We start from the raw sequence: 24,137 nt of genomic DNA, 5'->3' as shown, positions 1-24,137 counted from the left end.
CCAGTGGCAGGGATTGCATTGGGTGCTTACTATAATAAATCGGGCATTGTTGAAAATAATTTAAATAATGAGGAATCAGTTGCTTCGCAATCTATTCATGAAGATCAAATTATTCAGAATATTCATAATAATAATCATGTAAATAACGTTATGTTGGACAATTTAAATGTTATTGATGACCCTGAAATATCACAAATAACATCTTATGAATACTCTGATAATATTTCTGATCATCCTATTCATAATGAAATAGAAAGTTCTGACTACTATAGTGACCCTAATAAGACATATAGCAATCTTAAAGTTGATTCTGTAGGACCTGATTTTGATAACTATTATATAAGGTATATAGAAGGAGATAACTTCGTAACTAAAAATGATGTTAGAAAACAGCTTAACGAAAAGATAAATTTTATTGATCCTCAGGAAATAGACAACAACGCTAATACAGAAACCAAAACACTAAAGCCTTTTATATTAGATATGGTGTTTGGTAAGAACCCCAATAATGAACAATAGTATGATTTGGGTAGTGTTATTAACTCTATACACGCTTTTCTAAAAACTTCCCCTTTAAGAAAGACGGCACATCTTGCACAAAATAATCAATCTCAGGGTGTGCAATAAAACGTGCATGTGCTGTATCATTGGCATTAACAAGCACTGTTGTCATGCCCAGATGTTTCGCCGGAATAAGATTATGCGATGAATCTTCAAAAAATACCGCCTCCTTGGGATCTATATTCAAACGCTCAAAGCAAAATTGATATGCTTGAGGGTTTGGCTTAGGCACAAGTCCTGTGCATTCTAATGTCACAACATCTTCAATCACTTGATTAAGAGATAATTTAGACATCACACGATCAGCGTGATAAATCGAGCCATTGGTAAAAATAGATAAATGCTTACCTTGTGATTTTAAACTAATTAACAAACCCAAAAGCTCATCATCCAAGCGCAAACGCTCCAATGGCACATTATCAATTACCGCCAAGAATTCATAGGGGTCAATGGCATGGTGATGCATCAAACCATGCATTGTAGTACCAAAGCTGTGATAGTATTCTTCACGCAAAAAGTCTGCTTCTTTGCGCGTTACTTTTAACTTCTCAACAATGAAGTCTGACATATTGCGTAATTGCAAATCAAAAAATGCCGAGCTTGCTGAATAAAGTGTGTTATCTAAGTCAAAAACAAAGTGTTTAAAATCCAAGTGCATAAGATGTTGTAGCTATTTTGTATCATGCCAGCTTATACCACTTATACACCATTTCACAGATTTTCTTTGTAATGTTTACTCTTTTAGAGCCAAACGATATAACGCATGGTCATATATTTTGTCTACAACGCGCTCGTGATTTGGTCGGTCACATATATATTCAAAATTTAAGCGCTCAGCAACGCGACGACTTCTTGTATTATGTGTTGCTACACTAATACTTAAGCTTGCTAAACTTAATGATGTTTTAGCATATTCTGACAAGGCATGAATTGCAGCAGTAATAATACCTCTCCCCACATAACTTTGCGCCAGCCAGTATCCTACCTCTGCATTTTTTGACACTTCATCAATGGTATTAAAGCTGCACATACCAATCAAACTATTGTTACTAAATACACCTAAGATCAATTTTTTCCGTTGTAGAAAGTTTATTTGCGCCTGAGCAATAAATTGGTGAGAGTCCTCGATATAAAATGGTTTATTTGCCCAGTCATGCCATGATTGTAGGTGTGCTTTATTATCAACTTTTAGTTGATGTAAATATTGCGCATCACTAAGACGCAACAAGCGTAAGGATATTGAGCCATCCACAATAATTAAAGTATTTTCTAAACACATTAACTGTTCATATAAGTGCTCAAGTGTTGGCATTTCTAGATCCTTTAAGCACGCCATTTTAAGCACATTCTCATAAATACTACCAAGTTCCATCGGTTTATTTTCATTGTAGTCATACCACATACTAAAGTAAGCACCACTGTATTCGGGCTTAGCTAAAGCAATAAGTAGATTATCAATCGCCTCAATATTAAGCTTAATGTTATAGGCATGAGCTACCGTAATGACTTCAAGCGCAATTTCACGAATCATCTGAGCAATCTGTGGATTATTTGCCAATGCATTCATATCTGCCTGAAATATCACAGATGCACCATTGCATGGCGCACTAACGAGTAATTTATGAAAGCGTAAATCCAATACACTCTTTTTCTTATTTGCTTCAATAAAAGCCTTACTCAACACGCGGTCAACACTTACATTATCTCTTGGCTGCAAATAGGCATAGTCAATATTACATAACTGGTTATGCCACATGATTTCATTACCAACTTTACTGACCTTAATATGACTTACTGCACCAATTACTGTGTTACTTTTATCAATGTTTTGTAAAAGTTTTTCTTCCTCACCAATTCCATTTTGCAATAAAACAATCCATTTGTTGTCTATACTTGTTAATGATTCAAATAATGCACTATTTGCAGTTGATTTGGTACAAATAAAAATAAGATCACCATCAATATCCTCGGTGCAATCGACAAGATCATTAAAGCTTCCTGAAAGTGTCATGCCACCAGAGACTTTAAGATCAACAACACTTTGATCCATTGGTTTTTGTTTTAATACCAGCTGCACAGCAATACCTGCATTTTGTAATCGCACGGCGATAAATCCACCAATGGCACCAACACCAATAATACTTACCTTCATAGCAGTCCTGGCTATAACCATATTGCTACCCACCTTGATTGTGTAAGCGTTGGCTGAGCGTAAGTCGAAGCCTCTATGAAGTGTGATTTTTCCAAGCTTACCCTTCGACTTACGCTCAGGGTACGGTGAGCACTTGTGGGTGAATATTTAGTCTTAATCATAATTCTTTTAACCCTTTTTATCCTACCTTAGTTTTTAACTCCTGCCACAAGCCATTTTATGATGCTTAATTGCAAAGCAAGAAACTCTGGAAAATGGTTTGTGTTGGGTATATATTGCCTTTTATTATGTGAAAACAAAAGTGTATTATTATGCCCATTCGTTCGTTTAATGGCAAAACACCAAGCATTGCCAAAGATGTATTTATTGACCCAATGGCAACCGTCACAGGAGATGTCACTATTGGTAAGATGAGTTCCGTATGGCCAAATGTCAGCATTCGGGGTGACCTTCTAAATATCACCATCGGTTATAAAACCAACATCCAAGACAACTCTATTTTGCATACGACACAATTTTTTGATAACCCCGGCACGGGTTACGATACACGTATAGGTGACGAGGTCACTATTGGACATAGTGCGGTTATCCATGGCTGCCATATTGGCAATCGCGTATTAATTGGCATGGGCGCTATTATTTTAGATGGCGCTATCATTGAAGACGATGTCATTGTTGGCGCAGGTTCACTGGTGCCACCGGGCAAACACCTTGAATCAGGATTTTTATATATTGGCTCACCCGCGACTCAATCTCGCCCATTAAAGGATAGTGAAAAGGCTTACATTAAAGCTAATGCACAAAACTATTATGAAGTAATGCAAATACATAAAGAAGAGCTTGGAGTCTAAACCAAATGCTCACAAAACAAACTTTTTATTCTATTGCTTTATATTTTTTTATTGCAGCCTTTACTTTATTCATAGCTGGTTGCTCCACAATAAGTACACCTAAAGCCCCACTTACTCCTATCGTTTCAAATCAAGAAAATATAGCATATAAACAAAATTTACAACCAAATCAAAACCCTGAACTCAAGCTAACCAAGGCTTGGCAAAGTTACCAACAAAAACTACAAAAACTAACCCAATGGCAAGCATCTGGTGTGCTTGGAATTATCATCAATCGCAAAGGGGAATCAGCTAATTTTATCTGGAAGCAAAATAAACAAGATTTCTGGATTCAGATTTATGGACCATTAGGTATAGGGGCTACGACTTTCTCTGGTAATCATCATAAAGTTAAACTTAAGCGTAGTAATGGAGAAATAGTAAAATCTCAAAACCTTGAGCAACTTATGCAATCGCAACTTGGCTGGAGTATACCCATTGAAGGCTTATATTATTGGGCACGTGGTTTATACATGCCACAAACACCTTATAGCAAGATACTTAACAACTTTGGCCTTATAGAAAATCTGAAACAACAAGGTTGGCAAATCCAATATAAAGATTACATGCTCTATGATGCGCAATATCCGCTTGCTGAGAAAATTATATTTCGTTATGGTGATGATCTAAAAATTACACTTGTGATTAAATCATGGCTTTTGAACCCATAACTTATCCATCTTATGCCAAGATCAATCTTTTTCTGCACATTACAGGCAAACGTGACGATGGCTACCATAATCTACAAACTTGGTTTCAATTTATTGATTTGAAAGATTTTCTACATTTCTCAGCTACAGCAGATAATCAAATCAAACTGTCTAGTAACGTCAACATTGGTAAAGATGAAGATAACCTAATCTACAAAGCCGCACTTGCTTTAAAGCCTTTTGCCAAAGGACATGCTGGCATTGATGTTCATATTGATAAAAACATTCCAATGGGTGCGGGCCTTGGTGGTGGCAGTAGTAATGCAGCAACTACACTTATCGCCCTTAATACACTGTGGCAGTGCCACCTTTCTAATAAGCAATTACATGGCATTGGATGCAGTCTTGGTGCCGATGTCCCAATATTCTTATTACAAAAAGCAGCATGGGCTGAAGGGATTGGCGAAATGCTAATACCTAAGCCTTATATCGAACAATATGCACTGATTATCAAGCCAGACTTTCATGCCAGTACTACAGCGCTATTTAACCACGCATTGTTAAATAAAAACAAATCCATATTAAATCATCAAGAGATTACTGATCCACTACCTTATGATAATGTCTTTCTTGAAGTCATTCAAAGCCTTTACTCAAAGGTATGGTTAAATTTACAAAAACTCCCTAGTGCTAAAGCGCTCAGATTGACCGGAACAGGGGCTTGTTTTTACCTCCTTAGCACGGATTACAACCACCTTTTACAAAATCAGAAAAAGTTAGAAAAAGATATTGACAGCTGGATAGTGAAAACATTAAACTTTGCACCTGTCGAGCGATGACAACCCGCTTAACTAAGCGGTTTTCACGATCAATATTGGGCTGTCGCCAAGCGGTAAGGCAACGGGTTTTGATCCCGTCATGCGCAGGTTCGAATCCTGCCAGCCCAGCCATGCTATATCAAGGATTTCGAGCATTTCCCTAAAACAATAAAAATTAAGCTGAATGCATATGGGGAACAACAGAGAATTGTCTATTCTTATTTTTTGACATGAAAGCAAACCAACGACATATAACTGCTTCATTTTCAAACGCTTTTGCTTTTAATCATTGTTAATCTCCTTCATACGTTTTAATGCTAAACTAATCTCTTTTTGAGGTGATTTGAAAAGATTCTAATTTTCATAATTAATACCTTTGTACCTTGGTAGTCATTCTATGATAGTTAGAAACGTATTCAGTTAGCACCTGTCTTATTAATGGCTGATAATTAATGCCTTTATCTAATGCTATATGCTTTAAATCATCTATTAAATCTTTCTGCAATCTGCAAGATATTAGTTTAAGATTTAAGTTGTTGTCTAAATTAGAACTATGAATTGAAGCATGTTTTATATCAGCGCCAACCTCTCTATTATCCCAGCTATCATCATTTTCTATTTGCATGATGTCTTCTTTAGTTAATTTTTTGTGTTCATACATGTGTAAATCTCCAGTTCTTTTGCATTTGGCTCATACGTGGTTTTGATAACTACATCTTCATCAAACTCAATAAAAATAATTTTAAGTTTCTGTCATTGTCAGTTTTAGCTATAAACCACTGCGTTGGTGGAACAGTTCTGTTGTTTTCTCTATCATCTATAAGAGTACAACCATCTCTATTTATAAAGCATTGTGTAACTTCTGTAACGGTAACTCGATGTTTATGCCATAGCTTATCTTTGATTTTAGGTGTGATTATAAGCATATGTTTTTATTGTATTTCTTTAATATATCTAATGTATATACAATATACTAAAAAGTCAAATATCAATTCTCTACGACAAATCAACGGGTTTCTTTTTGTGGTGATTTGAAAAGATTCTCATTTTCATAATGAATGCCTAACAGAAACGATAGAGCCTTTATCATTTTTTTCTAAGGTTTAATTCACAAACTGTATAAGATCAACACCACGCATTACAAGTTAAACCAAGATCTGTTCTAACTCCAACCGCACATGATACTGCTCTAATACCACCTTTTTAATATGCTCAACCAACTCAAGTATATGTTGCCCTGTAGCATTATTCGTGTTGATAATTACACCACCATGCTTGGGTGATATCTGCGCTCCACCAATTTGAAATCCTTTAAGCCCAATTTTTTCAACCATCTCACCAACAGTAATATGGTAATTAGGACGTTTAAACACACTCCCTGCACTTGGCTCATATGGCAACTTTGCTTGACGTTGCAAGAGGATATCATCCATTTTGGTTTTAATCTCCGCTTGCGGTTTTATTGATAAATCAAAACAAGCCCCAAGAATAATCACAGGCATTTTTTTAAACATCGAATAGCGATAGCCATAATCGATGTCTGCTTTATCAATCCGTTGTTGTACAAAAGTTTGTGTATCTAAAATATCAACATACTGTACATGATCATAAATCTCATCACCATAAGCACCAGTATTCATAATCATCGCCCCACCAATACTCGCTGGTACATCAAAAAATGTCTCAACACCGCTTAAGCTATGTTCATAAGCATATAGTGATAACTCTTTTAACAATACACCAGCTTCAGCATACGTACCTTCTTTCACTTCAGAAATACGTTTAAACTGATCTTTGATCACAATAAAAGCAATGTTCTCATACACGCTTTGAGTTAGAATAATATTACTACCATTACCTAAGACAACCACCTTTGTGTGTCGCTTATAGATTTCCATGATTTCATTTACCGATTGCGGAAAATAAACATGCTTGGCAAAACTCTCAATATGATAGGTGTTATAAGACTTCAACGAAAACATAATCACTCTTCTTTATCAATGCTTACATGCATAAAATGGGTTAAGTTCTCAAGTAGATTTTCATATCCGCGAAAAATCTGCTCAGCTGAGGTAATCGTACATACCTGATCGGATAACGATGCACCCATTACCACTGCCATTCCAGCACGCAAGTCATAGCTTTTCATACTTGTAGCATGCAAAGGTTCAGCAATACTGCCTAATACTTTGATCTTATTGTCTTGATAATCGATAGGGAAGTTAAGCTTTTTAAGCTCATCAACATACTTAATACGTTCAGGATAAACGGTATCCGTAATGTGAGATACGCCATTTGCTTTAGCACACATCACCGCAAAAATGGGCTGTAAATCTGTTGGAAACTCTGGATAAGGCATCGCCGTAATCTGAATCGGTGTTAATAAACTCTTTTTACCATAGAAACAAATACGCCTATGCTCAGCATCAAATTGCCATTTCGCCCCCATTTGCTTTAAAATATCCAGCGGTTTAGTAATGTACTCTTTGGTATCAACCCCTTCAACACAAACATTTAGACCATGTAAATAGGCTAAAGCAGCATAGGTCATTGTCTGAATACGATCATACATTACACGAAAAGTCACACCAGAGAGCTTCTCAACGCCATCAATCTGCATAATACGTGCGCTGTGGTCGATTTTGATCTTAGCACCAGCATAATTTAGGAAGCTCGCAACCTCAATCACCTCTGGTTCCAAAGCGATGTTATTAAGCTTAACTTGAGCGCTACCAATCACTGCATATAACATCAAGTTGATACTCGCACCCACTGATGGATAACGCAGCGTGTGTTCAACTGACTTATCTATCTGATGTTCAATGACAATATGATATTCATCATGTGTAACCTTCGCACCCAAAGCTTCAAAACCTAACAAATGAATGTCAAAAGGTCTTTGCTCACTAAATGAACACCCGCCAGGATAACCAATTTTTAATACACTAACTTTTTTAGCCAAGGCACCAAGCAACATTAATGATGTCCGCGTGCGGCGCGTGTAATTGCTTGAGAGCTCTATTTTATTGACTTTTTGCGGAGCGGCAATAGTCACCACACCATCTTGACTATCGAGCTTACCTCCGATTGCCTGCAAAATATCACACACTGCATGATAGTCATGCAGACTTGAGGGAACATTATGCAACGTCGTTGCTTCTTCGGTCAACAAGCTAGCAAACAACAAATGCAATAAGGCATTTTTAGCACCCGAGAGCTTAATATTCACATCTTTGAGATAATGACGTTTACTGACTTTTAACTGCATAAACTTACTGATCTTTGTATTGTTTTAATGCACGTTTTTTCTGCATTTTCTCCTTTTGCACCTGCTTATCCTTATAACGCTGCAATGGCGTTAATTTCTTCTGCTTAGCTGGTTCATATGGATTTTCCGATTGTTTAAATTCAAAACTAATCGGGGTGCCCACAAGATTAAAAGCTTCACGGAAAAACTTCTCTAGATGACGCTTATATGATCCAGGCAAGCTATTTACTTGATTACCATGAATCACGATAATCGGCGGATTATGCCCGCCCATATGCGCGTACTTTAGTTTGATTCTTGATTTACCAGACATCGGTGGCACATGATCTTGTGTCGCCATTTTCAAGACTTGTGTCAGCTCTGGTGTTGGTATTTTTTTCGTCGCACTTCTATAGGCATTTTTCAATGATGCAAACAAATGCCCAACATTGGTGCCATGTAACGCTGAGATAAAATGAATATCAACATAGTCTTTTAGAAATACCAAACGGCGATTGATCTCTTCTTTGAGATTCTCCCTATCTGATACAGTCATGCCATCCCATTTATTGACTGCAATAACCATTGCACGTCCAGCATTTAATGCAAAGCCCATCAAATGCATATCTTGATCGGTTAAACCCTCTTTGGCATCAATAAGTACGATAACAACATTGGCATCTTTAATGGCTTGTAAGGTTTTAACTACCGAGAATTTCTCTAAGGTTTCTCTGACTTTTCCCTTACGGCGAATGCCTGCTGTATCAATAATTGTATAATCTTCATCATTACGTGAAAAAGGAATATACACGCTATCAATCGTCGTTCCCGGCATGTCATACACAACGACACGATCCTCACCTAGCATACGATTTGTCAGTGTTGATTTACCCACATTAGGGCGCCCTATTAAGGCAAATCGAATGCCGCGCTTATTAGCCTCACCCTCGGCATGTTCGGAGTCTTTAATTTCTTTTTCACACAAAGGTAATAAGGTATTTGATAACAAATTGCTAACGCCACGACGATGACTGGCAGCAATAGTAAATAAATCTTCAAAACCAAGTGAATAAAAATCAGCAGCCGCCACCTCTTGTTGCAAACCATCTGTTTTATTAATGACTAATACAGAAGGCTTACCACGTGTACGTAACAGCTCAACTATATACAGATCGCCTGCGGTTAATCCGGCTTGCGCATCCACCACAAAATAGACAATATCTGCCTCCTCAATGGCAAGGATGGATTGATCAGCCATTGAACCATTAACACCAGCATCGTTGTCAGACAAGCCACCGGTGTCAATGACGATAAAAGGCTTTTCTTCAAACACTGCTTGACCATACTGGCGATCACGCGTCACCCCCGGCATATCATAAACCAAAGCATCACGCGTACGCGTTAATGCATTAAAAAGTGTTGATTTGCCGACATTTGGACGACCAACAATAGCAATGACAGGAACCATAATTTTAGAACTTAAATATTATTGATATTTCTGCTTGGCACTATAGCTTATTTAAGTCTAAAGAACAAATGCTGATACACGGTGTTAACGCAGCTTCTCACGTAGCTCATGGTCATCATCTTCACTACCATCGCATACTTCATCATTATTGTCATTATCACTTTGAATAAACTTCTCATCTTCCTGACGTGCTTTTTCAATTAATGAATTCATTTTATTACCATATACCAAAGATTCATCATAGAAAAAGCGCAAAGCAGGTGCCACACGTAAACGCAGTTCTTTGGCAAGTGCTGTACGGAAAAAACCTTTGGCTGACTCTAACGCTTTCAACACTTGTGTTGCATGTACTTCTGTGCTTAATGATGAAAAAAACACCTTAGCATAAGATAAGTCTTTGGAAACCTCAACACCAGTAATAGAGACCCATTTTAGACGTGGATCACGCACTTTGGTTGCCAGCAATGCAACGATAATTTTTTGAATTTCATCGCCAACACGCTCAACGCGTGGATTACTTGCCATAATTATATCTCTCTTTTAATTTCAACCGTTTCAAAAACTTCTATCTGATCACCGGCTTTAACGTCATTATAATTTTTAACACCAATACCGCATTCCAGACCCTTTTTCACTTCAACGGCATCATCTTTAAAGCGCTTTAGTGACTCTAAGGACCCTTCATAAATGACCACCTGATCACGCAACACACGAATTGGATTGTGTCGCTTAATCACCCCATCTATAACCATACAGCCTGCAATCGAACCAAATTTAGATGATCTAAAGACATCACGCACCTCGGCCACACCGATGATCTGCTCTCTAAGCTCAGGGGATAACATCCCAGACATCGCTTGTTTCACATCATCAATCAGGTCATAAATGATACTATAATAACGCAGCTCAATGCCATCAGTTTCAGCTTGCTTTCTGGCAGTTGCATCAGCTCGCACATTAAAGCCAAAAAGAACTGCTTGTGATGCAACCGCCAAAGAAACATCAGAAATAGTGATTCCACCGATACCAGAAGCAATTACATCGACTTTGATCTCATCATTGCTAAGCTTAACCAATGACTCTCGAATTGCCTCAACCGAGCCTTGAACATCTGCTTTAACAATGACGTTCAAGGTTTGACGCTCACCTGTTGATTCACCCATGCGATCAAATAAGCTGGATAATTTACTTGCTTGTTGTTGCTTTAAGCGCTCATCTTTTTTCTTTTGCGATCTGAATTCAGCCACTTCACGTGCTCTTTTTTCATCTTTAACCGCAACCATCTCATCGCCAGCATTAGGAACACCCGAAAGTCCTAAAATCTCAACTGGTGTTGATGGGCCTGCAGTATCAATTTTTTGTCCAAGATCATTCATCATCACACGAATACGTCCGTATTCTGTTCCGCATAATACGATATCACCTTGGTTTAATTCACCACTTTGCACCAATACAGAGGCAACAGCGCCACGCCCTTTATCTAAGCGTGACTCAATAACAATACCTTTTGCCAAACCTTTATCAACAGCTTTAAGCTCTAATACTTCAGCCTGCAATAACACAGCATCCAATAATGTATCAATACCTAGTCCTGATTTCGCTGAGACGTGCGCAAACATCACATCTCCACCCCATTCTTCAGAGATTACATCAAGCTGTGATAGCTCTGTTTTAACACGATCTGGATCAGCTTCAGGTTTATCCATCTTGTTAACAGCAACAACAATTGGGACCCCTGCAGCTCGTGCGTGCTGGATTGCCTCTTTTGTCTGTGGCATCACACCATCATCAGCAGCTACTACAAGAATTACAATATCCGTACTCCCAGCACCGCGAGCACGCATTGCGGTAAATGCTTCATGCCCTGGAGTATCTAAAAACGTAATCTGTCCTTTTTGCGTTGTCACGGAATAAGCACCAATATGTTGCGTAATACCGCCTGCTTCACCCACTGCAACGCGTGTTTTGCGAATATAATCTAAAAGTGACGTCTTACCATGGTCAACATGCCCCATAATAGTTACTACTGGCGCGCGAGGCATCATCTCTTGACTTGATGAATCAACGACAACTGTCTCTTCTAGCGTTTCATCACGATGTAATGTGTATTCATGCCCCAACTCTTCAACAATAAGTATCGCCGTCTCTTGATCCAATGGTTGATTAATCGTCGCCATAACACCCATTTTAAATAGCACCTTGATAAGCTCAGCTGCTTTGACTGCCATCTTTTGTGCCAGCTCATTGACTGTAATGCCTTCAAAAATCACTACCTGCTTCATAACCTTCTCAACTGGTTTTGTGAATTGCTGTGTTTTTACTTTGTTTAACTGCAATTTCTTAGGCTTAGATGACTTACGTGAAAACCCAGAACCATAGTCATCATCATCCTCATATATACTACGTGAGCCTTTCTTACTTGCTGCTGATTTAGCTTTTTTTGAGCCCTTGCGTGAAGAGTCATCATCATCTTCATCCACTCGACGCTTTGTTTTATCGAGTGTTTTCTTATGCGCAGCCTTTGTTTCATTGGTCGCATTATCAGCAATATTTACATCTTCTTTATCTTCAACCACAGCTGGTCTTGAGGTAATTTTAAAGCCATTATTTTTTGGCTTATCAGCAGATTTTTCCGTAATTGCAAAAGCACTGTTTGGCTCCTCATGCGCCACTACATCATCAGTTACTTGCTGTTTCTTGACTTTTGCTGGCTTGTCTAGCTTTTTAGGTTTAGGGATAGATTTGCTTACTTGTGCTTTAGTGCTCTTAACTTCTGTTTGTAACTCATCAACAGTAACAGATTGAGCTTCATCATTCGCCTGAGACTGCTCAGATGTAACCACTCCATCAACTGTATCATCATGCATTGTTCTTGCTTTTGACTCAGCTACTGATTCATTTTGAATGTCATCATTAACCTGTTCAATATCAACTAATGCATGCTTTTTAGCAGCAAAGTTTCCTTCTGCATGATGATCATCAGCAACATCAAGTGTTGGTGTCACCAAAGTTTTCTTTTTACGTACTTCAATATTTACTTTGCGATTACCCGCAACTTTCAACTGCTTAGTCGTTTTTCTTTGCAAAGTTACTGCAGATTTCTTCTCTGTTGAGCCACCTTGGATAAAACTAAGAAGTTGGTTTTTTTCTGCATCAGTTACTAAGTCATCGATGCTGTTTTTATGCACACCTGATTGTTCAAATTTCTCAAGTAATACACTTTCATTAATCTTAATTAGTTTGGCTAGTTGCGCCACTGTCATCTCTGCCATTACATTTCTCCTACTTCTCGTTATCCTCTTCAAACCAAGGCGCTCGCGCAGTCATAATCAAAGCTGCTGCCTCATCTTCAGAGATCGAAATAATTTCGCGTAAATCATCAACTGCTAACTCAGCTAAATCTTCCATCGTAATCACATCTTTTTGCGCTAGTGCATCTGCCCATTCAGCCGTCATACCTGCCATATTTAACAAGTCTTCAGCTGGCTTATTTGCAGCCAAGGCTTGTGAAATAAGCGCTGTCTTAGCACGCTCTTGTAACTCTTCACAAATCTCGTTATCAAAGCCTTCAATCTCGAGCATTTCTTCACGCGCTACATAAGCAACTTCTTCCAGACTAGTAAAGCCTTCTTCAATTAATACTTCAGCAACGTCTTGATCAATATCTAGTGCTTCCATAAACAATTGCATGGTTTTTTCTTCTTCTTCCTGCTGTGCTTTTTCAGCAACTGAACTTGAAATCACATTGATATGCCACCCGGTTAAAGCAGTTGCCAAACGCACATTTTGCCCACTTTTACCAATCGCTTGCGATAATTGATCTTCTTTCACGGCTACCTGCATCGCTTGTTTGTCTTCATCCTGAACAATAGAAGTCACTTCAGCTGGTGCTAATGCATTCATTACAAATTGTGCTGGATTATCATCCCACAATACGATATCAACACGCTCACCTTGTAGCTCATTGGTGATCGCCTGAATACGTGAACCACGCATACCAACACATGCTCCTACTGGATCAATACGCTTATCATTTGACTTCACCGCTACCTTAGCACGCGATCCTGGATCACGCGCGATATTGACAATATCCATTAATTCTTCAGCGACTTCAGGTACTTCAAGAATCAATAAAGCATGCAACATTTTCTTATTAGCACGCGATAAAATAATTTGTGGCCCCTTGCCATCATCATCAATGCGTAAAATACAAGCACGTAGCTTATCATTTAAACGATAATTTTCCTTAGGCAATAACTCTTTTCTGGGCAATACACCTTCGGCATCTTCACCTAGATCAATAATCAAAAAATCACGCGTGGTACGCTTGACTTCACCGTAAACAATTTTACCCACTTTATCACGAAACTTTGCCACCATTAAACGGCGCTCTTCATCACGCACTTTTTGCATGATGATTTGCTTTGCCGTCATTGCCGCAATACGCCCAAACTCAACCGATTCGACCGGTTCCATTAGCACATCACCAACAACCACATCATGCCCTTTCTCTTGAGCCACATCGACATATAATTCTGCCGCATAGTTTTCAATTTCGTGATCTTCATCAACGATTTGCCATTGACGGAATGTCTCATAATCACCTGTTTTGCGATCAATCTTGACAATGATTTCAGCATCTTCTTCAAAACGCTTTTTAGTTGCCATCGCCAAGGCTTCTTCCATGGCTGAAAAAAGTAAATCTCTTGAGACTTCCTTCTCATTAGCAACGGTTTCAATAACCAGTAGTAATTCTTTACTCATAACTTTCACCTATATCCACATTTATTAAAGATTAAAACTTTGGCACAACGCGCATCTTGTCAACATTGTGAAAATCAAAACGAATTTCTTCCTCTTCTTCCGTCTTCACTAGCACCTCGTCATTGGTTACCAAGATGATCACCCCTTTAAAGCGGCGGCGATTATTCTCAGTTGCCTGATGCAATTGCACTTTAACCTCAAAACCCTCCAAAGCTTTTGCCTGCACCGCATTAAACACGCGACGATTGACTCCCGGAGAGGATACCTCCAAGGCATATGCACCACTTATTGGGTCTTCAACATCTAGAATTGCACCCACCGCGCGACTAACCTCTTGGCAGTCATCAATTGAAATACCTTCTTCATGATCGATAAAAATACGCAATGTCATACTACCAGTATCTGCCGAATACGCATCCATTTCAATTCCCCATAGAATAAATCCAAGGCTCTCTACTTCTGGCGCAATAAGCGCTTTTAATCGATCAATCAACATTCCAACGCACTCCTTGGGGTATAAAAAAAGGACTACTCTGAGTCCTTTTTATCTACAAAACAAAAAGGCCCATAAGGGCCCGAAATTTTTCAAAATCTTTTTAGGTTGGTAGCGGGGGCTGGATTCGAACCAACGACCTTCGGGTTATGAGCCCGACGAGCTACCAGGCTGCTCCACCCCGCGTCAACTGGGGACATATTAGCAAATCTTTTTTAAATTGCAAGACTTAAGTTCAAAATTTTCTTAATCCGAATTGAATCAAATTAAAAGCTACTGAAATAAAAGTTGCACTATACAAAAAATAACTCAATTAAATCATATTAGGAGTTACCCGTGTTTAACATATGTTTGTTTGTTGTCATTCATCACATTAATGACATTGTCTGGCTCCAGTGTTATTGACATTGCACCATATAGACTCACCACATCTACATTCTTCATCTGCCACTTGCCATCAACCTGATATGCTTTAAATAGAATATTATCTATATAGCTTCCTGCAATATCTGGATCAAATACCATGATATGACCACGTATTACCTTCGAACCAGGGTCAGGTAACAATTTAGCCTGGCTATTGAGCCCAATAGGGTTTTGACTGCAATACCCTCCAATCATCTGTGTACATTCAATCACATACTTAGAACCATTATCAAGGGTTAAAAAATGTGTATTTTTATCGGCAGTTATTTGATGTGGAACAGCCGATAACTGCGGGTACTGTGCAGAATTGTTTGCCGTTGTACAACCTGTTAAAAAGGATGTTGAAAACACTAATATTAGCAATAGTGATCGTAATAATTTATGACTTTTATCAATATTCATAAATATCCAACCCCGCTATTTACCAACTATTTGATTTATGATTAATGTATCACTAAAACCAGGAACTATTGAAATTTTAACTCCCTTGTCATATAGATTCTTTGTTTGTGGGGCAATAAATGACCACTCACCATTTTTACCCTCTTTGTAAGTAAATACAACATTATCTACATACTTGCCTGGCACATTTTTATCAAAAACCATAATATGACCTTTTATCATATGTGATCCAGGATCTGGGAGCATCTGCAGATAACCATTTGCAGGCATAGGATTGTTTGCACAATATCCACCAATAACCTGTGAACATTCGACCACATAGGTTGTATTATTATTAATACTTCCAAAATAGCCCGGAACAGACAAAGCAGAGCCAGGAGCTGACTCTGCAAAAACATATGAACCTGACATTAATGCCATTGATAATACAGCAATTGCAGCGGCTTTCTTCATAACGCACTCCTTTATTTAGGTTATAAATATACAAATTTAAATATAATTTGTAATTAAATAACATTTTTACCTCAAAAAACAATGGGTACAAGCAATAAATAAGAAGGTTTTTTACAAAAATAAACTATATGGCAGAGACCACATGTCCGTAGGAAATAAACGATACCTATCGCAAATCATATTATGTGGTGTTTAATATTGAAGAAATTTTTGATGCTTTCACATGATTGAGTTATAGACAATAATAATCAAGCATCTTATGTATTGTAGCAAATCATGTCATCTGGATCTCCACTGCCACTAGGAACGCAAATAACCTGTGCGGCAACAAAACTCATACCACAAAGAAAAAATAATGCCGTGGCTATTTTGATAATAGAATTTTTCATAATTAATGTCCTTATTTAGTTGTGTTTAATAGGCGTAGATAATTATATGATAATAATTCCAATTATCAATAAAAATTGTAAGATTTTTCAAAATCTGCCACTTAATTTCAACCTAAAAAGTTGAACATGATGTAATTAGCTAGTCGCCCCTGAAAAAGTATTAGACGATTAAGAAAAAGAAAGGAGTCTAAAAACTTTTTCTTCTTTGACTAATTCATCTATACAGTCTTTATCTTTATAAAGATTGTTAATATCTTTGTTTTTTAAAATAATATAGCATGCAGTATCATTTAAAGAGAAGTCTCTATTATTTTTGGCACTTGAATCTTTACTCTTCAATATCCTACTATCTAAATAAGAAGATAGATGTTGAATAGGTTCAAGGTTTAATTGGTCATAAGGCGTATTAAAATTATTAAGAAAGTATAGAAGATAGTTTTCTTTTATTTGCTGAATGTTTATGGGTAAGTCAAGTAATAATCTGCATAAAGCTTCCTGTTGATCAATACCACATGCTTGTTTTTCTATATAATTAGCACATCCTGCGCTTCCAGCAGGTCTTGGATTGAGCTCAATTAAGTACGGTATACCATCTTGTATTTTTATCTCGGTATGTGCAAAACCAGTTTTAACACCTAATATATCTAATACTTGTGATATATATCCATTGACTAATTTTAATAATGAGGATCCCCTAATAAGCTCTTGAGATTTATATAAAAATTGTCCATCACTAATATTCTTATCATATCTAGAGACAGAAATTAAATAATGCTGACCCTTATAGCTAACTGTATTCACTGCATATTCTTCTCCATCTATATATTCCTGAATAAGAGCTGTTGTGTCATAACCATACATACTACTTTTTGATAAAATTGCTTCTATTTGTTTAGTAGCTTCTTCTTTATTAAAGCACTTTTTCACCCCATATGATGATGAACTGTATGCGGTAGGTTTGACAATCATAGGGTAATTGTATTTATTAGATTGAAACTCTTTTACATTTCTAATGTGAAATTGGTATTGTGTTGGTAAACCAGCATCTTTTAAGGCTTGTATCATTTGAAACTTATCAAAACGCAAAACACTTGTTTTAGAATCATTCGCTAGATAAGGACAGAAATAACTATTTAATTGATCTGAATAAGCTACAGAAGAGTCTGTTCCACAAATTACTAATGATATTTTAGCATCACTAAATAACTCTTTATTTATTGACTCCACATCTTTTTCAAAATTTTGTGTACTCAATAATGATTTGTCAAAAAGATCTATTGTTATACTGTTTTTAAAATATGGTATATCAACTTCTTTTGTCCATAGTGCAAATATTTTAAATCCATATTTCCTGAATACTCTTACTGTATATTCTGTTGATATTAAAGGATCTACTATCAATATATATCTTACTTTATCCGACATTGTTTGCTCCTTATTTTTTAACTAAAAAATGTTATGTAAACCATCCGTATTTATTCATTTATTATCTATGAACATAGTTTGTAATTTTTTCTAAAATTTGAATATATTTTAATCACAAAGATCCTATGCTGTTTACTCTCATCTTAGCTTTGTCAATTTCATCAGGATAGCAATGATGTTTCGATTTAATATTTAATTCCCTGAAAATGTGTCTTGCAATGGTAGCTGTTGCTACTAGTATACAAGCTAATCTTCTGCAGAAAAGATCAAGTCGATGATGGTACCAAAAAAAACATACAATACTCGATAGATTTTGCTTATTCATAAAAACAAGTCCGTTAAAAGTGGCAGATTTAACTAGTTATCCTTAAAATTATCCAACCGTAGCATAATTTAAATTAAAAATTTACTAACCGGTTAACCACACCGTACCAAAAATCCTAACAAAACTCTATCAACATTAATTACATGGCTGTTGAATTAACTTCCGTCTTAATCCGAATTGAAGAGTAGCCTATCTGAACTTAAAAAACTGCTGCAAAATGTAAGGCTTGATCCTGCCTAAGGTTCATAAAAGCTCCCGTGATTAATTCCATGGTGCGTCAACTCCAAGCATTTTCGCCACTTCAACGGCACTGAAAATACCATCTTCATGAAACCCATATCTTAAATATGCCCCACAATAATAAGTATTGTGTTGCCCTTGAATATCCATTAGCTTCTGTTGCGCGATGATAGCCGCATGATCAAATACAGGATGTCGAAACACATGCTGATCAATAATGCTTTCCTCGCGAGGTAATATTGCCGGATTTATCGTCACAAAATAATCTTTTTCTGACGACAATGACTGCAATTTATTCATCCAATAACTTAATGAGATAAACTGATCTGAATTAGATAAATAAACCCAGCTTGACCATGTTTTTTTCCTTTTTGACATCAGCCTTTGATCACTATGCAAAACCATCTGATTATCTTGGTACTTGATCGCACTGAGATAGTCACGCTCTTGTGTTGTTGCAGTGTGCAAAAGTTTAAGCGCTTCATCTGAATGCGTGGCAAAAATCACTTTATCAAAAGTTTGTGTAGTTCCCTGCTGGTCTGTAATAAAGACTTGATCTTGAGATCGTTTGACACAATCAACGCCAGATTGAAAAGTGACATTGGCAGCCTCAAGGCTATCAATAAGTTTAGTAGTATATACCTTACTGCCGCCATCCACTGTATACCATCGAACAGGTGCCTTGATATTTAATAATCCATGATTGTTAAAAAATCTTAAAAAGGTTATTGCTGGGAAGTCATGCATTTGACTTGAAGGGGTACTCCAAATTGATGCTCCCATCGGCAAGAGATAGTAGTGACGAAAATACTCACCAACATTAATTGATTGTAGAAACTCAGCTAATGTAAAATTAATATTTAAAGGATCATTCGCTAAAAATTTTTTAGCCGCCTTGTTAAACTTAACAATATCTCGTAACATCATTAAAAATTTGGGATTAATTAGTTGCCTTTTCTGAGCAAATAGACTCGAAAGACGCTCAGCACCATATTCAAAAGCGCCATTACCAATAGATACCCCAAACGACATTCTACTTTTTTTAACTGGCACACCCAGTAATTCAAACAATGCAGTCAAATGTGGATAGGTCTGATAATTAAAAACAATAAAACCAGTATCAATTGGCAATTGCGCTTTTGTTAGAATTGTCCGTGCATGGCCGCCATAGTATGAGTTTTTTTCATAAAGTGTAATATCAAAGTGATCTTTCAATAAAAAAGACGCTGATAAACCCGATATTCCGCTACCAATAATTGCAATTTTTTCCATTTGCTTTCCCACCATTTTGAATAACCACTTCCTTTTAATATTTTATCTGGTACTTTATTTTAAATTACTGAAAGTACCAACAAAAAATAATATCTTTAATATATATAAAATTGTAAACGCCAGAAAACGTTTTGAAAACCACTTTGATAACTAAAAACAAGGTTAGTATGATGGAAAATGCACTAAAACAAAGCTGTAGTATTAATTTAACTCCTTTTTACCACGCACTATCACCTGAAGAAATATTCAAAAAAATGTCTGATTACTGTCGTAAATATAATGTTGATTATGATGTATATGGCAATGGAGAGTTTTTACAAAAATTTGAACAAAAAGTGGCAAAATTATTTGGATTTGAGTCAGCCGTTTTTGTTGCATCTGGAATTATGGCTCAGTCAGTCGCATTAAAAATTGCATGTGAAACAAAAAACAAGCAAAACAATCTCGTAGCAGCCCACCCTAGTAGCCACATATTAACGGATGAATGTCAGAATTTTCAATTCGAACAAATATTTAAAGTTTTACCAATGGGAGACCCTTATAAGATACCACTTTTAGAGGATTTCAGCGTATACCCAGAGCCATTATCAGTTATTTTTTATGAGTTACCTATGCGCCGACTTGGGGGGCAACTACCTAGTTGGAATGCATTAACTAAAATTAAAAATTATGCAAATAAACAAAATATACACCTTCACCTTGATGGCGCAAGAATTTTTTGGGCACAACCCTTCTATCAAAAATCTTACCAAGAAATTGCACAGGGATTTGATTCAGCATATGTATCAACATATAAAGGCATCGGCGGATTAAATGGGGCAATCCTTCTTGGAAAGAATACTTTTATCAACAGAGCAAAAGTAATGATTACAAGACAAGGTGGTCGTGCTTTTTGCAAAATAGCTGACATTGTCTCAGGTGCAATGCACTTTGATCGAGTAATTAATGAAGTAATGCCTGCATGTTTTAAAAAGACACAAAAAGTATATGAACTGCTAAGCCAATTTAACAATATTCGCCTTAATCCATCTACACCTCAATCCAGTATGCTTCATGTTCATTTACCTTATGGTGTTGATAAAGCAAATGCACGACGTGATAAAATTGCCAAAGAACTTGGCGTATGGATATTTGAGTTATGCAGACCATCCTTGATACAAAATAGCAGCTACTTTGAGTTACCTATAGGTGAAAACTGCTTATCTTGTGAAGACCATATCTGGGTAAGCGTATTTTCAATTCTAAATGAAATTTGATTTATCCTTACAGATGGCTCTCCATAAAGAGTTAAGCCAACATTCCTACTTCTAACAAATATAATACTATGTTGAAATGCCTGACGATGTCTTACTTTCACATGGCGAATGCCACACTATCATCAGCGCTAAGCTGTTTCACTTCTGAGTTCGGAATGGAGTCAGGTGGTACCAACTTGCTATTATCGTCAGACGAAGAGCATTCTATACATTTTAAGATAAAAGTCTAGAGGTTTTTTTGATTAAGCGCGTTTTGCTTTGTAAATCGCAGTATATTTCTTAGTGATATACCACTGTTGCGCAATACTAATGATGTTGTTTGTTAACCAGTACAATACCAAACCTGATGGGAATGATGCAAAGAACACCGTGAAAATTACCGGCATCAACATCATAATTTTTGCTTGTGTTGGATCCGCTGATGTTGGACTGATTTTCTGCTGTACAAACATCGAGATACCCATCAAAATTGGTAAGATAAAATACGGATCTTTGGATGCCAAGTCATGAATCCAGAAGATAAAAGGCGCTTGACGCAACTGTACACTTTCCAATAACACCCAATAAAGCGCAATAAACACAGGAATCTGAATCAAGATAGGTAAGCAGCCACTGGCTGGATTTACCTTTTCTTCCTTGTACATCTCCATCATTTTGCGCCCAAGCTTCTGGCGATCGCCCTTATAGAGCTCTTGCAACTTCTTCATACGCGGCTGCAGCATACGCATTTTTGCCATTGATTTATAGCTTTTGGCAGACAATGGGTAAAATAACAATTTAATGAGAACTGTTACCAAAATAATTGATAATCCCCAGTTAGCAACAACACCATGAATAACCGTCATTAACCAAAAGATAATTACGGATATAAATGACAACATCCCATAGTCAACCAGCTTATCTAAACCATCTGGTTTATTGGCACCAAAGCCTTTAACAGTCGCTTCAATGTTCTTGGTAATCGTTGGTCCCGTGTAAAGAATATTAGTATTTTCAACGCTTTGATTAGCATGTAGCACAACAGGCTGCGTTTTAACACCAGCTTGATAGGTATTATCAGCAAGCTTATTAGCATAAACGCTAAAGCTTGTACCTGGATTATTGGGCACCCAAAGACTGACAAAATAATGCTGAATCATCGCTGCCCAACCTTTATTGGTTGAAATATTAACTTTTTCATTGGATTTGGCTAAATCCGCAAACGACTCCTTTTGGAAGGTGCGTTGTGATGATGATAACCCCACACCTTTGAAAGAATAAGAATGTGCATCTAAAATACTAAAACTATGACTTTCAGGGCTTACCTGACGCGTAATCTCATTATCAAAACTGACACTCAGTGGCGCTTTAGTCGTGTTTTTAACACTTTGCTTAACCGTGATATCATAGGTTGTATCGCTAATAATATACTGACGCGTAACATCCAAACCTTGCACACTTGCTGTCAAAGTCACAATCGTTTGATCATTTTGCTTAGTCGTATGTTCTTGACCAAAAACAATACTTTGTGGTTGGCCATTAATATAAATAACACTTTGCGCAATGTACTTGCTTCCGGCTGTGTTATTTAACATTGGCATCGGGTTTTTATCCGTTAAGCTAATGTTATAGTCCTTCAAAGCCGCACTTATAATTGCTCCATTTAACGGACTGATTTGTAAATTACTAAACACAGAAGTATTTAATGTAATAGGCTTTAAATCCGTCTTATCAAAGTTCTGTTTAGTAACATCCGTCGTTACACTTTGATCAGCAGCACTGCTGACACTAACATTTTTATTATTTTTGTTAGCTTTTTGCACTTGCGTTGTTTGCGTTGTAGTATCGGCTGTCACCGACTGTTTTGGTGCAAACATCTCCTCCCAGCGCGCCATCAATGACATAAAAATCACGACAATAAGCGCAATCAAGAATATTCTCACGTAGTTTGACTTCATTATACTTAACCTTTTTACCCTTTTTTAACCTTTTCTTTCGTTGGCACTGGATCATAACCACCTTTGCAAGCTGGGTGGCATTTTAGCAGCCTTTTTGTCATTAGCCAAAGCCCAAACACTAAACCATGCAATTTAATTGCTTCTAGCGCATATTGTGAACAACTTGGATAAAAACGACAGCGTGCCCCCAAATAAGGACTAATTGCTATTTGATAGAAACGAATTAGAACGATAAAAGGTAAGGCAATAACTAAGCGTATTTTGCGAGAAATTCGTTGATAGAATGCCACAATTCCTCCTTTGTCGCGCGTGCGGCATTGTGATTTGTGATAACGATCAACATCGTCTTTTCAAACAACGCCTTATGCTGGCGAAACATCTCTTTATTTAAACGGCGACACAGGTTTCGCTGCACTGCTCTTTTAACTTTTTTTTTGCCAGTGATAACACCTACACCTGAGTGTAAATCCTCACCTTTAGCAATTAAATAAGAAAAATGTTTGGTATGAACTTTTTGACAGATACGCGAAAAGCCAAGTGAAAATCCCTTGGCATCTAAAATAAATTCTTTTGCTAAGCTATTAAGCGGCAAGCTTATGTCTGCCCTTAGCACGTCTGTTACGAATCACTTTTTGACCGCTTAGCGTCTTCATGCGTGCGCGGAAACCGTGTGTTCTTTTTCTTTTTAAGTTACTTGGTTGAAACGTTCTTTTCATCGTACTATCCTCAGTTTGTATTTATAAAGTTTACTGCAAATCTGCCAAATTCATGCAAGGCGCCGATTCTACGCCAAAAATAAATTTTGGTCAATTCACAAATGCCCCGACAATTTCAACCGCGCATTCTAGCGCAAAATATAAGCGCTGTCGATAACTATGCCTTGATTATCTCTGTACACGAAGAAAAATTTGCAAACTGCTGCTTGAAGCGTTATTTTTTCTTGATTTGCACACCATGAAAAAGCACCTC

The 24,137-nt window shown here is 37.1% G+C and carries 23 protein-coding genes, 2 tRNA genes, 1 rRNA gene and 2 pseudogenes; 6 read left to right on the top strand and 22 right to left on the bottom strand.

Going from position 1 to position 24,137, the window contains the following annotated elements; all coding sequences use genetic code 11:
- Positions 1-519, top strand: a 519-nt coding sequence (locus tag DNK85_RS10535; RefSeq protein ID WP_162896682.1) for a hypothetical protein, incomplete at its 5' end; no start/stop codon positions are given.
- Between the two features lie 25 nt (positions 520-544).
- Here the strand turns inward: DNK85_RS10535 and DNK85_RS10530 are convergent.
- Complete coding sequence (locus DNK85_RS10530) at positions 545-1,219, bottom strand: pyrimidine 5'-nucleotidase (RefSeq protein ID WP_119329519.1); 675 nt, start codon at positions 1,217-1,219, stop codon at positions 545-547.
- A 75-nt stretch (positions 1,220-1,294) separates the two neighbouring features.
- The gene (locus DNK85_RS10525; protein WP_162896681.1) at positions 1,295-2,713 is read right to left on the bottom strand and encodes a 2-dehydropantoate 2-reductase; all 1,419 of its coding nucleotides are present in this window, start codon (positions 2,711-2,713) and stop codon (positions 1,295-1,297) included.
- A 311-nt stretch (positions 2,714-3,024) separates the two neighbouring features.
- On the opposite strand from DNK85_RS10525, the gene DNK85_RS10520 reads away from it, so the two are divergent.
- The 4 genes from DNK85_RS10520 (at position 3,025) to DNK85_RS10505 (ending at position 5,203) form a co-directional block, all read left to right on the top strand.
- Positions 3,025-3,564 carry a gamma carbonic anhydrase family protein gene (locus DNK85_RS10520; RefSeq protein WP_119329517.1) on the top strand — a complete coding sequence of 180 codons (540 nt, stop codon included), beginning with the start codon at positions 3,025-3,027 and terminating at the stop codon, positions 3,562-3,564.
- Positions 3,565-3,569: 5 nt separating this feature from the next.
- Positions 3,570-4,274: a lipoprotein insertase outer membrane protein LolB gene (gene lolB, locus DNK85_RS10515; RefSeq protein ID WP_119329516.1), complete on the top strand. Its 705-nt coding sequence runs from the start codon at positions 3,570-3,572 to the stop codon at positions 4,272-4,274.
- On the top strand, positions 4,256-5,092 hold the full coding sequence (gene ispE, locus DNK85_RS10510) for a 4-(cytidine 5'-diphospho)-2-C-methyl-D-erythritol kinase (RefSeq protein ID WP_119329515.1): 837 nt from the start codon (positions 4,256-4,258) through the stop codon (positions 5,090-5,092). Before lolB ends, ispE begins: the two co-directional genes overlap by 19 nt.
- A gap of 36 nt (positions 5,093-5,128) precedes the next feature.
- Positions 5,129-5,203: transfer RNA gene (locus tag DNK85_RS10505), tRNA-Gln, on the top strand.
- 235 nt (positions 5,204-5,438) lie between these two features.
- Here the strand turns inward: DNK85_RS10505 and DNK85_RS10500 are convergent.
- The 15 genes and pseudogenes from DNK85_RS10500 to DNK85_RS10435 all read right to left on the bottom strand — a co-directional run bounded on the left by DNK85_RS10500 (position 5,439) and on the right by DNK85_RS10435 (position 19,975).
- Complete coding sequence (locus DNK85_RS10500) at positions 5,439-5,732, bottom strand: hypothetical protein (RefSeq protein ID WP_208123170.1); 294 nt, start codon at positions 5,730-5,732, stop codon at positions 5,439-5,441.
- Between the two features lie 484 nt (positions 5,733-6,216).
- Positions 6,217-7,053 carry a UDP-N-acetylmuramate dehydrogenase gene (gene murB, locus DNK85_RS10490; RefSeq protein ID WP_119329514.1) on the bottom strand — a complete coding sequence of 279 codons (837 nt, stop codon included), beginning with the start codon at positions 7,051-7,053 and terminating at the stop codon, positions 6,217-6,219.
- A gap of 2 nt (positions 7,054-7,055) precedes the next feature.
- Positions 7,056-8,339 (bottom strand): UDP-N-acetylglucosamine 1-carboxyvinyltransferase, encoded by a 1,284-nt coding sequence (locus DNK85_RS10485; protein WP_119329513.1) that lies wholly within the window; start codon positions 8,337-8,339, stop codon positions 7,056-7,058.
- A 4-nt stretch (positions 8,340-8,343) separates the two neighbouring features.
- Positions 8,344-9,786 (bottom strand): ribosome biogenesis GTPase Der, encoded by a 1,443-nt coding sequence (der, locus tag DNK85_RS10480; protein ID WP_119329512.1) that lies wholly within the window; start codon positions 9,784-9,786, stop codon positions 8,344-8,346.
- Positions 9,787-9,870: 84 nt separating this feature from the next.
- Positions 9,871-10,311, bottom strand: coding sequence for a 30S ribosome-binding factor RbfA (gene rbfA, locus DNK85_RS10475; RefSeq protein ID WP_119329511.1), 441 nt, complete (start codon positions 10,309-10,311; stop codon positions 9,871-9,873).
- A 2-nt stretch (positions 10,312-10,313) separates the two neighbouring features.
- Positions 10,314-12,125: pseudogene (infB, locus tag DNK85_RS10470) on the bottom strand (translation initiation factor IF-2); the annotation flags it as partial.
- A gap of 675 nt (positions 12,126-12,800) precedes the next feature.
- A pseudogene (locus DNK85_RS12425) lies at positions 12,801-13,049 on the bottom strand (translation initiation factor IF-2 N-terminal domain-containing protein); the annotation flags it as partial.
- 19 nt (positions 13,050-13,068) lie between these two features.
- The gene (gene nusA / locus DNK85_RS10465; RefSeq protein WP_119329509.1) at positions 13,069-14,550 is read right to left on the bottom strand and encodes a transcription termination factor NusA; all 1,482 of its coding nucleotides are present in this window, start codon (positions 14,548-14,550) and stop codon (positions 13,069-13,071) included.
- A gap of 31 nt (positions 14,551-14,581) precedes the next feature.
- Entirely contained in the window at positions 14,582-15,046 is a 465-nt protein-coding gene (locus tag DNK85_RS10460) for a ribosome maturation factor RimP (RefSeq protein ID WP_119329508.1), read from the bottom strand.
- Between the two features lie 106 nt (positions 15,047-15,152).
- Positions 15,153-15,229: transfer RNA gene (locus DNK85_RS10455), tRNA-Met, on the bottom strand.
- 144 nt (positions 15,230-15,373) lie between these two features.
- On the bottom strand, positions 15,374-15,871 hold the full coding sequence (locus tag DNK85_RS10450; RefSeq protein WP_119329507.1) for a hypothetical protein: 498 nt from the start codon (positions 15,869-15,871) through the stop codon (positions 15,374-15,376).
- Between the two features lie 15 nt (positions 15,872-15,886).
- Positions 15,887-16,324, bottom strand: a complete 438-nt coding sequence (locus DNK85_RS10445) for a hypothetical protein (protein WP_119329506.1) — start codon at positions 16,322-16,324, stop codon at positions 15,887-15,889.
- 257 nt (positions 16,325-16,581) lie between these two features.
- Positions 16,582-16,713, bottom strand: coding sequence for a hypothetical protein (locus tag DNK85_RS11925; protein WP_268876850.1), 132 nt, complete (start codon positions 16,711-16,713; stop codon positions 16,582-16,584).
- 168 nt (positions 16,714-16,881) lie between these two features.
- Positions 16,882-18,138, bottom strand: coding sequence for an ATP-grasp domain-containing protein (locus DNK85_RS10440; protein WP_119329505.1), 1,257 nt, complete (start codon positions 18,136-18,138; stop codon positions 16,882-16,884).
- A gap of 586 nt (positions 18,139-18,724) precedes the next feature.
- Complete coding sequence (locus DNK85_RS10435) at positions 18,725-19,975, bottom strand: NAD(P)/FAD-dependent oxidoreductase (RefSeq protein WP_119329522.1); 1,251 nt, start codon at positions 19,973-19,975, stop codon at positions 18,725-18,727.
- Positions 19,976-20,145: 170 nt separating this feature from the next.
- Between DNK85_RS10435 and DNK85_RS10430 the strand changes: the two genes are divergently transcribed.
- Positions 20,146-21,231: a threonine aldolase family protein gene (locus tag DNK85_RS10430; RefSeq protein WP_162896680.1), complete on the top strand. Its 1,086-nt coding sequence runs from the start codon at positions 20,146-20,148 to the stop codon at positions 21,229-21,231.
- A gap of 78 nt (positions 21,232-21,309) precedes the next feature.
- Here the strand turns inward: DNK85_RS10430 and rrf are convergent.
- The 5 genes from rrf to rpmH form a co-directional block, all read right to left on the bottom strand.
- A 5S ribosomal RNA gene (rrf, locus tag DNK85_RS10425) occupies positions 21,310-21,424 on the bottom strand.
- Positions 21,425-21,473: 49 nt separating this feature from the next.
- On the bottom strand, positions 21,474-23,168 hold the full coding sequence (yidC, locus tag DNK85_RS10420) for a membrane protein insertase YidC (RefSeq protein WP_119329503.1): 1,695 nt from the start codon (positions 23,166-23,168) through the stop codon (positions 21,474-21,476).
- A 14-nt stretch (positions 23,169-23,182) separates the two neighbouring features.
- Positions 23,183-23,458: a membrane protein insertion efficiency factor YidD gene (gene yidD / locus DNK85_RS10415; RefSeq protein ID WP_235842428.1), complete on the bottom strand. Its 276-nt coding sequence runs from the start codon at positions 23,456-23,458 to the stop codon at positions 23,183-23,185.
- Positions 23,419-23,760, bottom strand: coding sequence for a ribonuclease P protein component (gene rnpA, locus DNK85_RS10410; RefSeq protein ID WP_119329502.1), 342 nt, complete (start codon positions 23,758-23,760; stop codon positions 23,419-23,421). The genes yidD and rnpA overlap by 40 nt, the downstream gene beginning before the upstream one ends.
- Entirely contained in the window at positions 23,750-23,884 is a 135-nt protein-coding gene (gene rpmH / locus DNK85_RS10405; RefSeq protein ID WP_100550565.1) for a 50S ribosomal protein L34, read from the bottom strand. Before rpmH ends, rnpA begins: the two co-directional genes overlap by 11 nt.
- Positions 23,885-24,137 lie beyond the last annotated feature (253 nt).

Source organism: Cysteiniphilum halobium (genome assembly GCF_003574425.1).
Classification (GTDB): Bacteria; Pseudomonadota; Gammaproteobacteria; order Francisellales; family Francisellaceae; genus Caedibacter; species Caedibacter halobius.
This window is presented reverse-complemented; position numbering and strand designations above follow the sequence as displayed.

What these genes read in the sequence shown, in the direction of transcription:
- DNK85_RS10430 (WP_162896680.1), top strand. Translation starts at nt 20,146, where the DNA reads ATGGAAAATGCACTAAAACAAAGCTGTAGTATTAATTTAACTCCTTTT.
- der (WP_119329512.1), bottom strand. Translation starts at nt 9,786, where the DNA reads ATGGTTCCTGTCATTGCTATTGTTGGTCGTCCAAATGTCGGCAAATCA.
- murB (WP_119329514.1), bottom strand. Translation starts at nt 7,053, where the DNA reads ATGTTTTCGTTGAAGTCTTATAACACCTATCATATTGAGAGTTTTGCC.
- rpmH (WP_100550565.1), bottom strand. Translation starts at nt 23,884, where the DNA reads ATGAAAAGAACGTTTCAACCAAGTAACTTAAAAAGAAAAAGAACACAC.
- DNK85_RS10450 (WP_119329507.1), bottom strand. Translation starts at nt 15,871, where the DNA reads ATGAATATTGATAAAAGTCATAAATTATTACGATCACTATTGCTAATA.
- DNK85_RS11925 (WP_268876850.1), bottom strand. Translation starts at nt 16,713, where the DNA reads ATGAAAAATTCTATTATCAAAATAGCCACGGCATTATTTTTTCTTTGT.
- DNK85_RS10500 (WP_208123170.1), bottom strand. Translation starts at nt 5,732, where the DNA reads ATGTATGAACACAAAAAATTAACTAAAGAAGACATCATGCAAATAGAA.
- lolB (WP_119329516.1), top strand. Translation starts at nt 3,570, where the DNA reads ATGCTCACAAAACAAACTTTTTATTCTATTGCTTTATATTTTTTTATT.
- DNK85_RS10445 (WP_119329506.1), bottom strand. Translation starts at nt 16,324, where the DNA reads ATGAAGAAAGCCGCTGCAATTGCTGTATTATCAATGGCATTAATGTCA.
- DNK85_RS10460 (WP_119329508.1), bottom strand. Translation starts at nt 15,046, where the DNA reads ATGTTGATTGATCGATTAAAAGCGCTTATTGCGCCAGAAGTAGAGAGC.
- rbfA (WP_119329511.1), bottom strand. Translation starts at nt 10,311, where the DNA reads ATGGCAAGTAATCCACGCGTTGAGCGTGTTGGCGATGAAATTCAAAAA.
- DNK85_RS10485 (WP_119329513.1), bottom strand. Translation starts at nt 8,339, where the DNA reads ATGCAGTTAAAAGTCAGTAAACGTCATTATCTCAAAGATGTGAATATT.
- nusA (WP_119329509.1), bottom strand. Translation starts at nt 14,550, where the DNA reads ATGAGTAAAGAATTACTACTGGTTATTGAAACCGTTGCTAATGAGAAG.
- DNK85_RS10525 (WP_162896681.1), bottom strand. Translation starts at nt 2,713, where the DNA reads ATGAAGGTAAGTATTATTGGTGTTGGTGCCATTGGTGGATTTATCGCC.
- DNK85_RS10530 (WP_119329519.1), bottom strand. Translation starts at nt 1,219, where the DNA reads ATGCACTTGGATTTTAAACACTTTGTTTTTGACTTAGATAACACACTT.
- DNK85_RS10520 (WP_119329517.1), top strand. Translation starts at nt 3,025, where the DNA reads ATGCCCATTCGTTCGTTTAATGGCAAAACACCAAGCATTGCCAAAGAT.
- DNK85_RS10435 (WP_119329522.1), bottom strand. Translation starts at nt 19,975, where the DNA reads ATGGAAAAAATTGCAATTATTGGTAGCGGAATATCGGGTTTATCAGCG.
- yidC (WP_119329503.1), bottom strand. Translation starts at nt 23,168, where the DNA reads ATGAAGTCAAACTACGTGAGAATATTCTTGATTGCGCTTATTGTCGTG.
- ispE (WP_119329515.1), top strand. Translation starts at nt 4,256, where the DNA reads ATGGCTTTTGAACCCATAACTTATCCATCTTATGCCAAGATCAATCTT.
- DNK85_RS10440 (WP_119329505.1), bottom strand. Translation starts at nt 18,138, where the DNA reads ATGTCGGATAAAGTAAGATATATATTGATAGTAGATCCTTTAATATCA.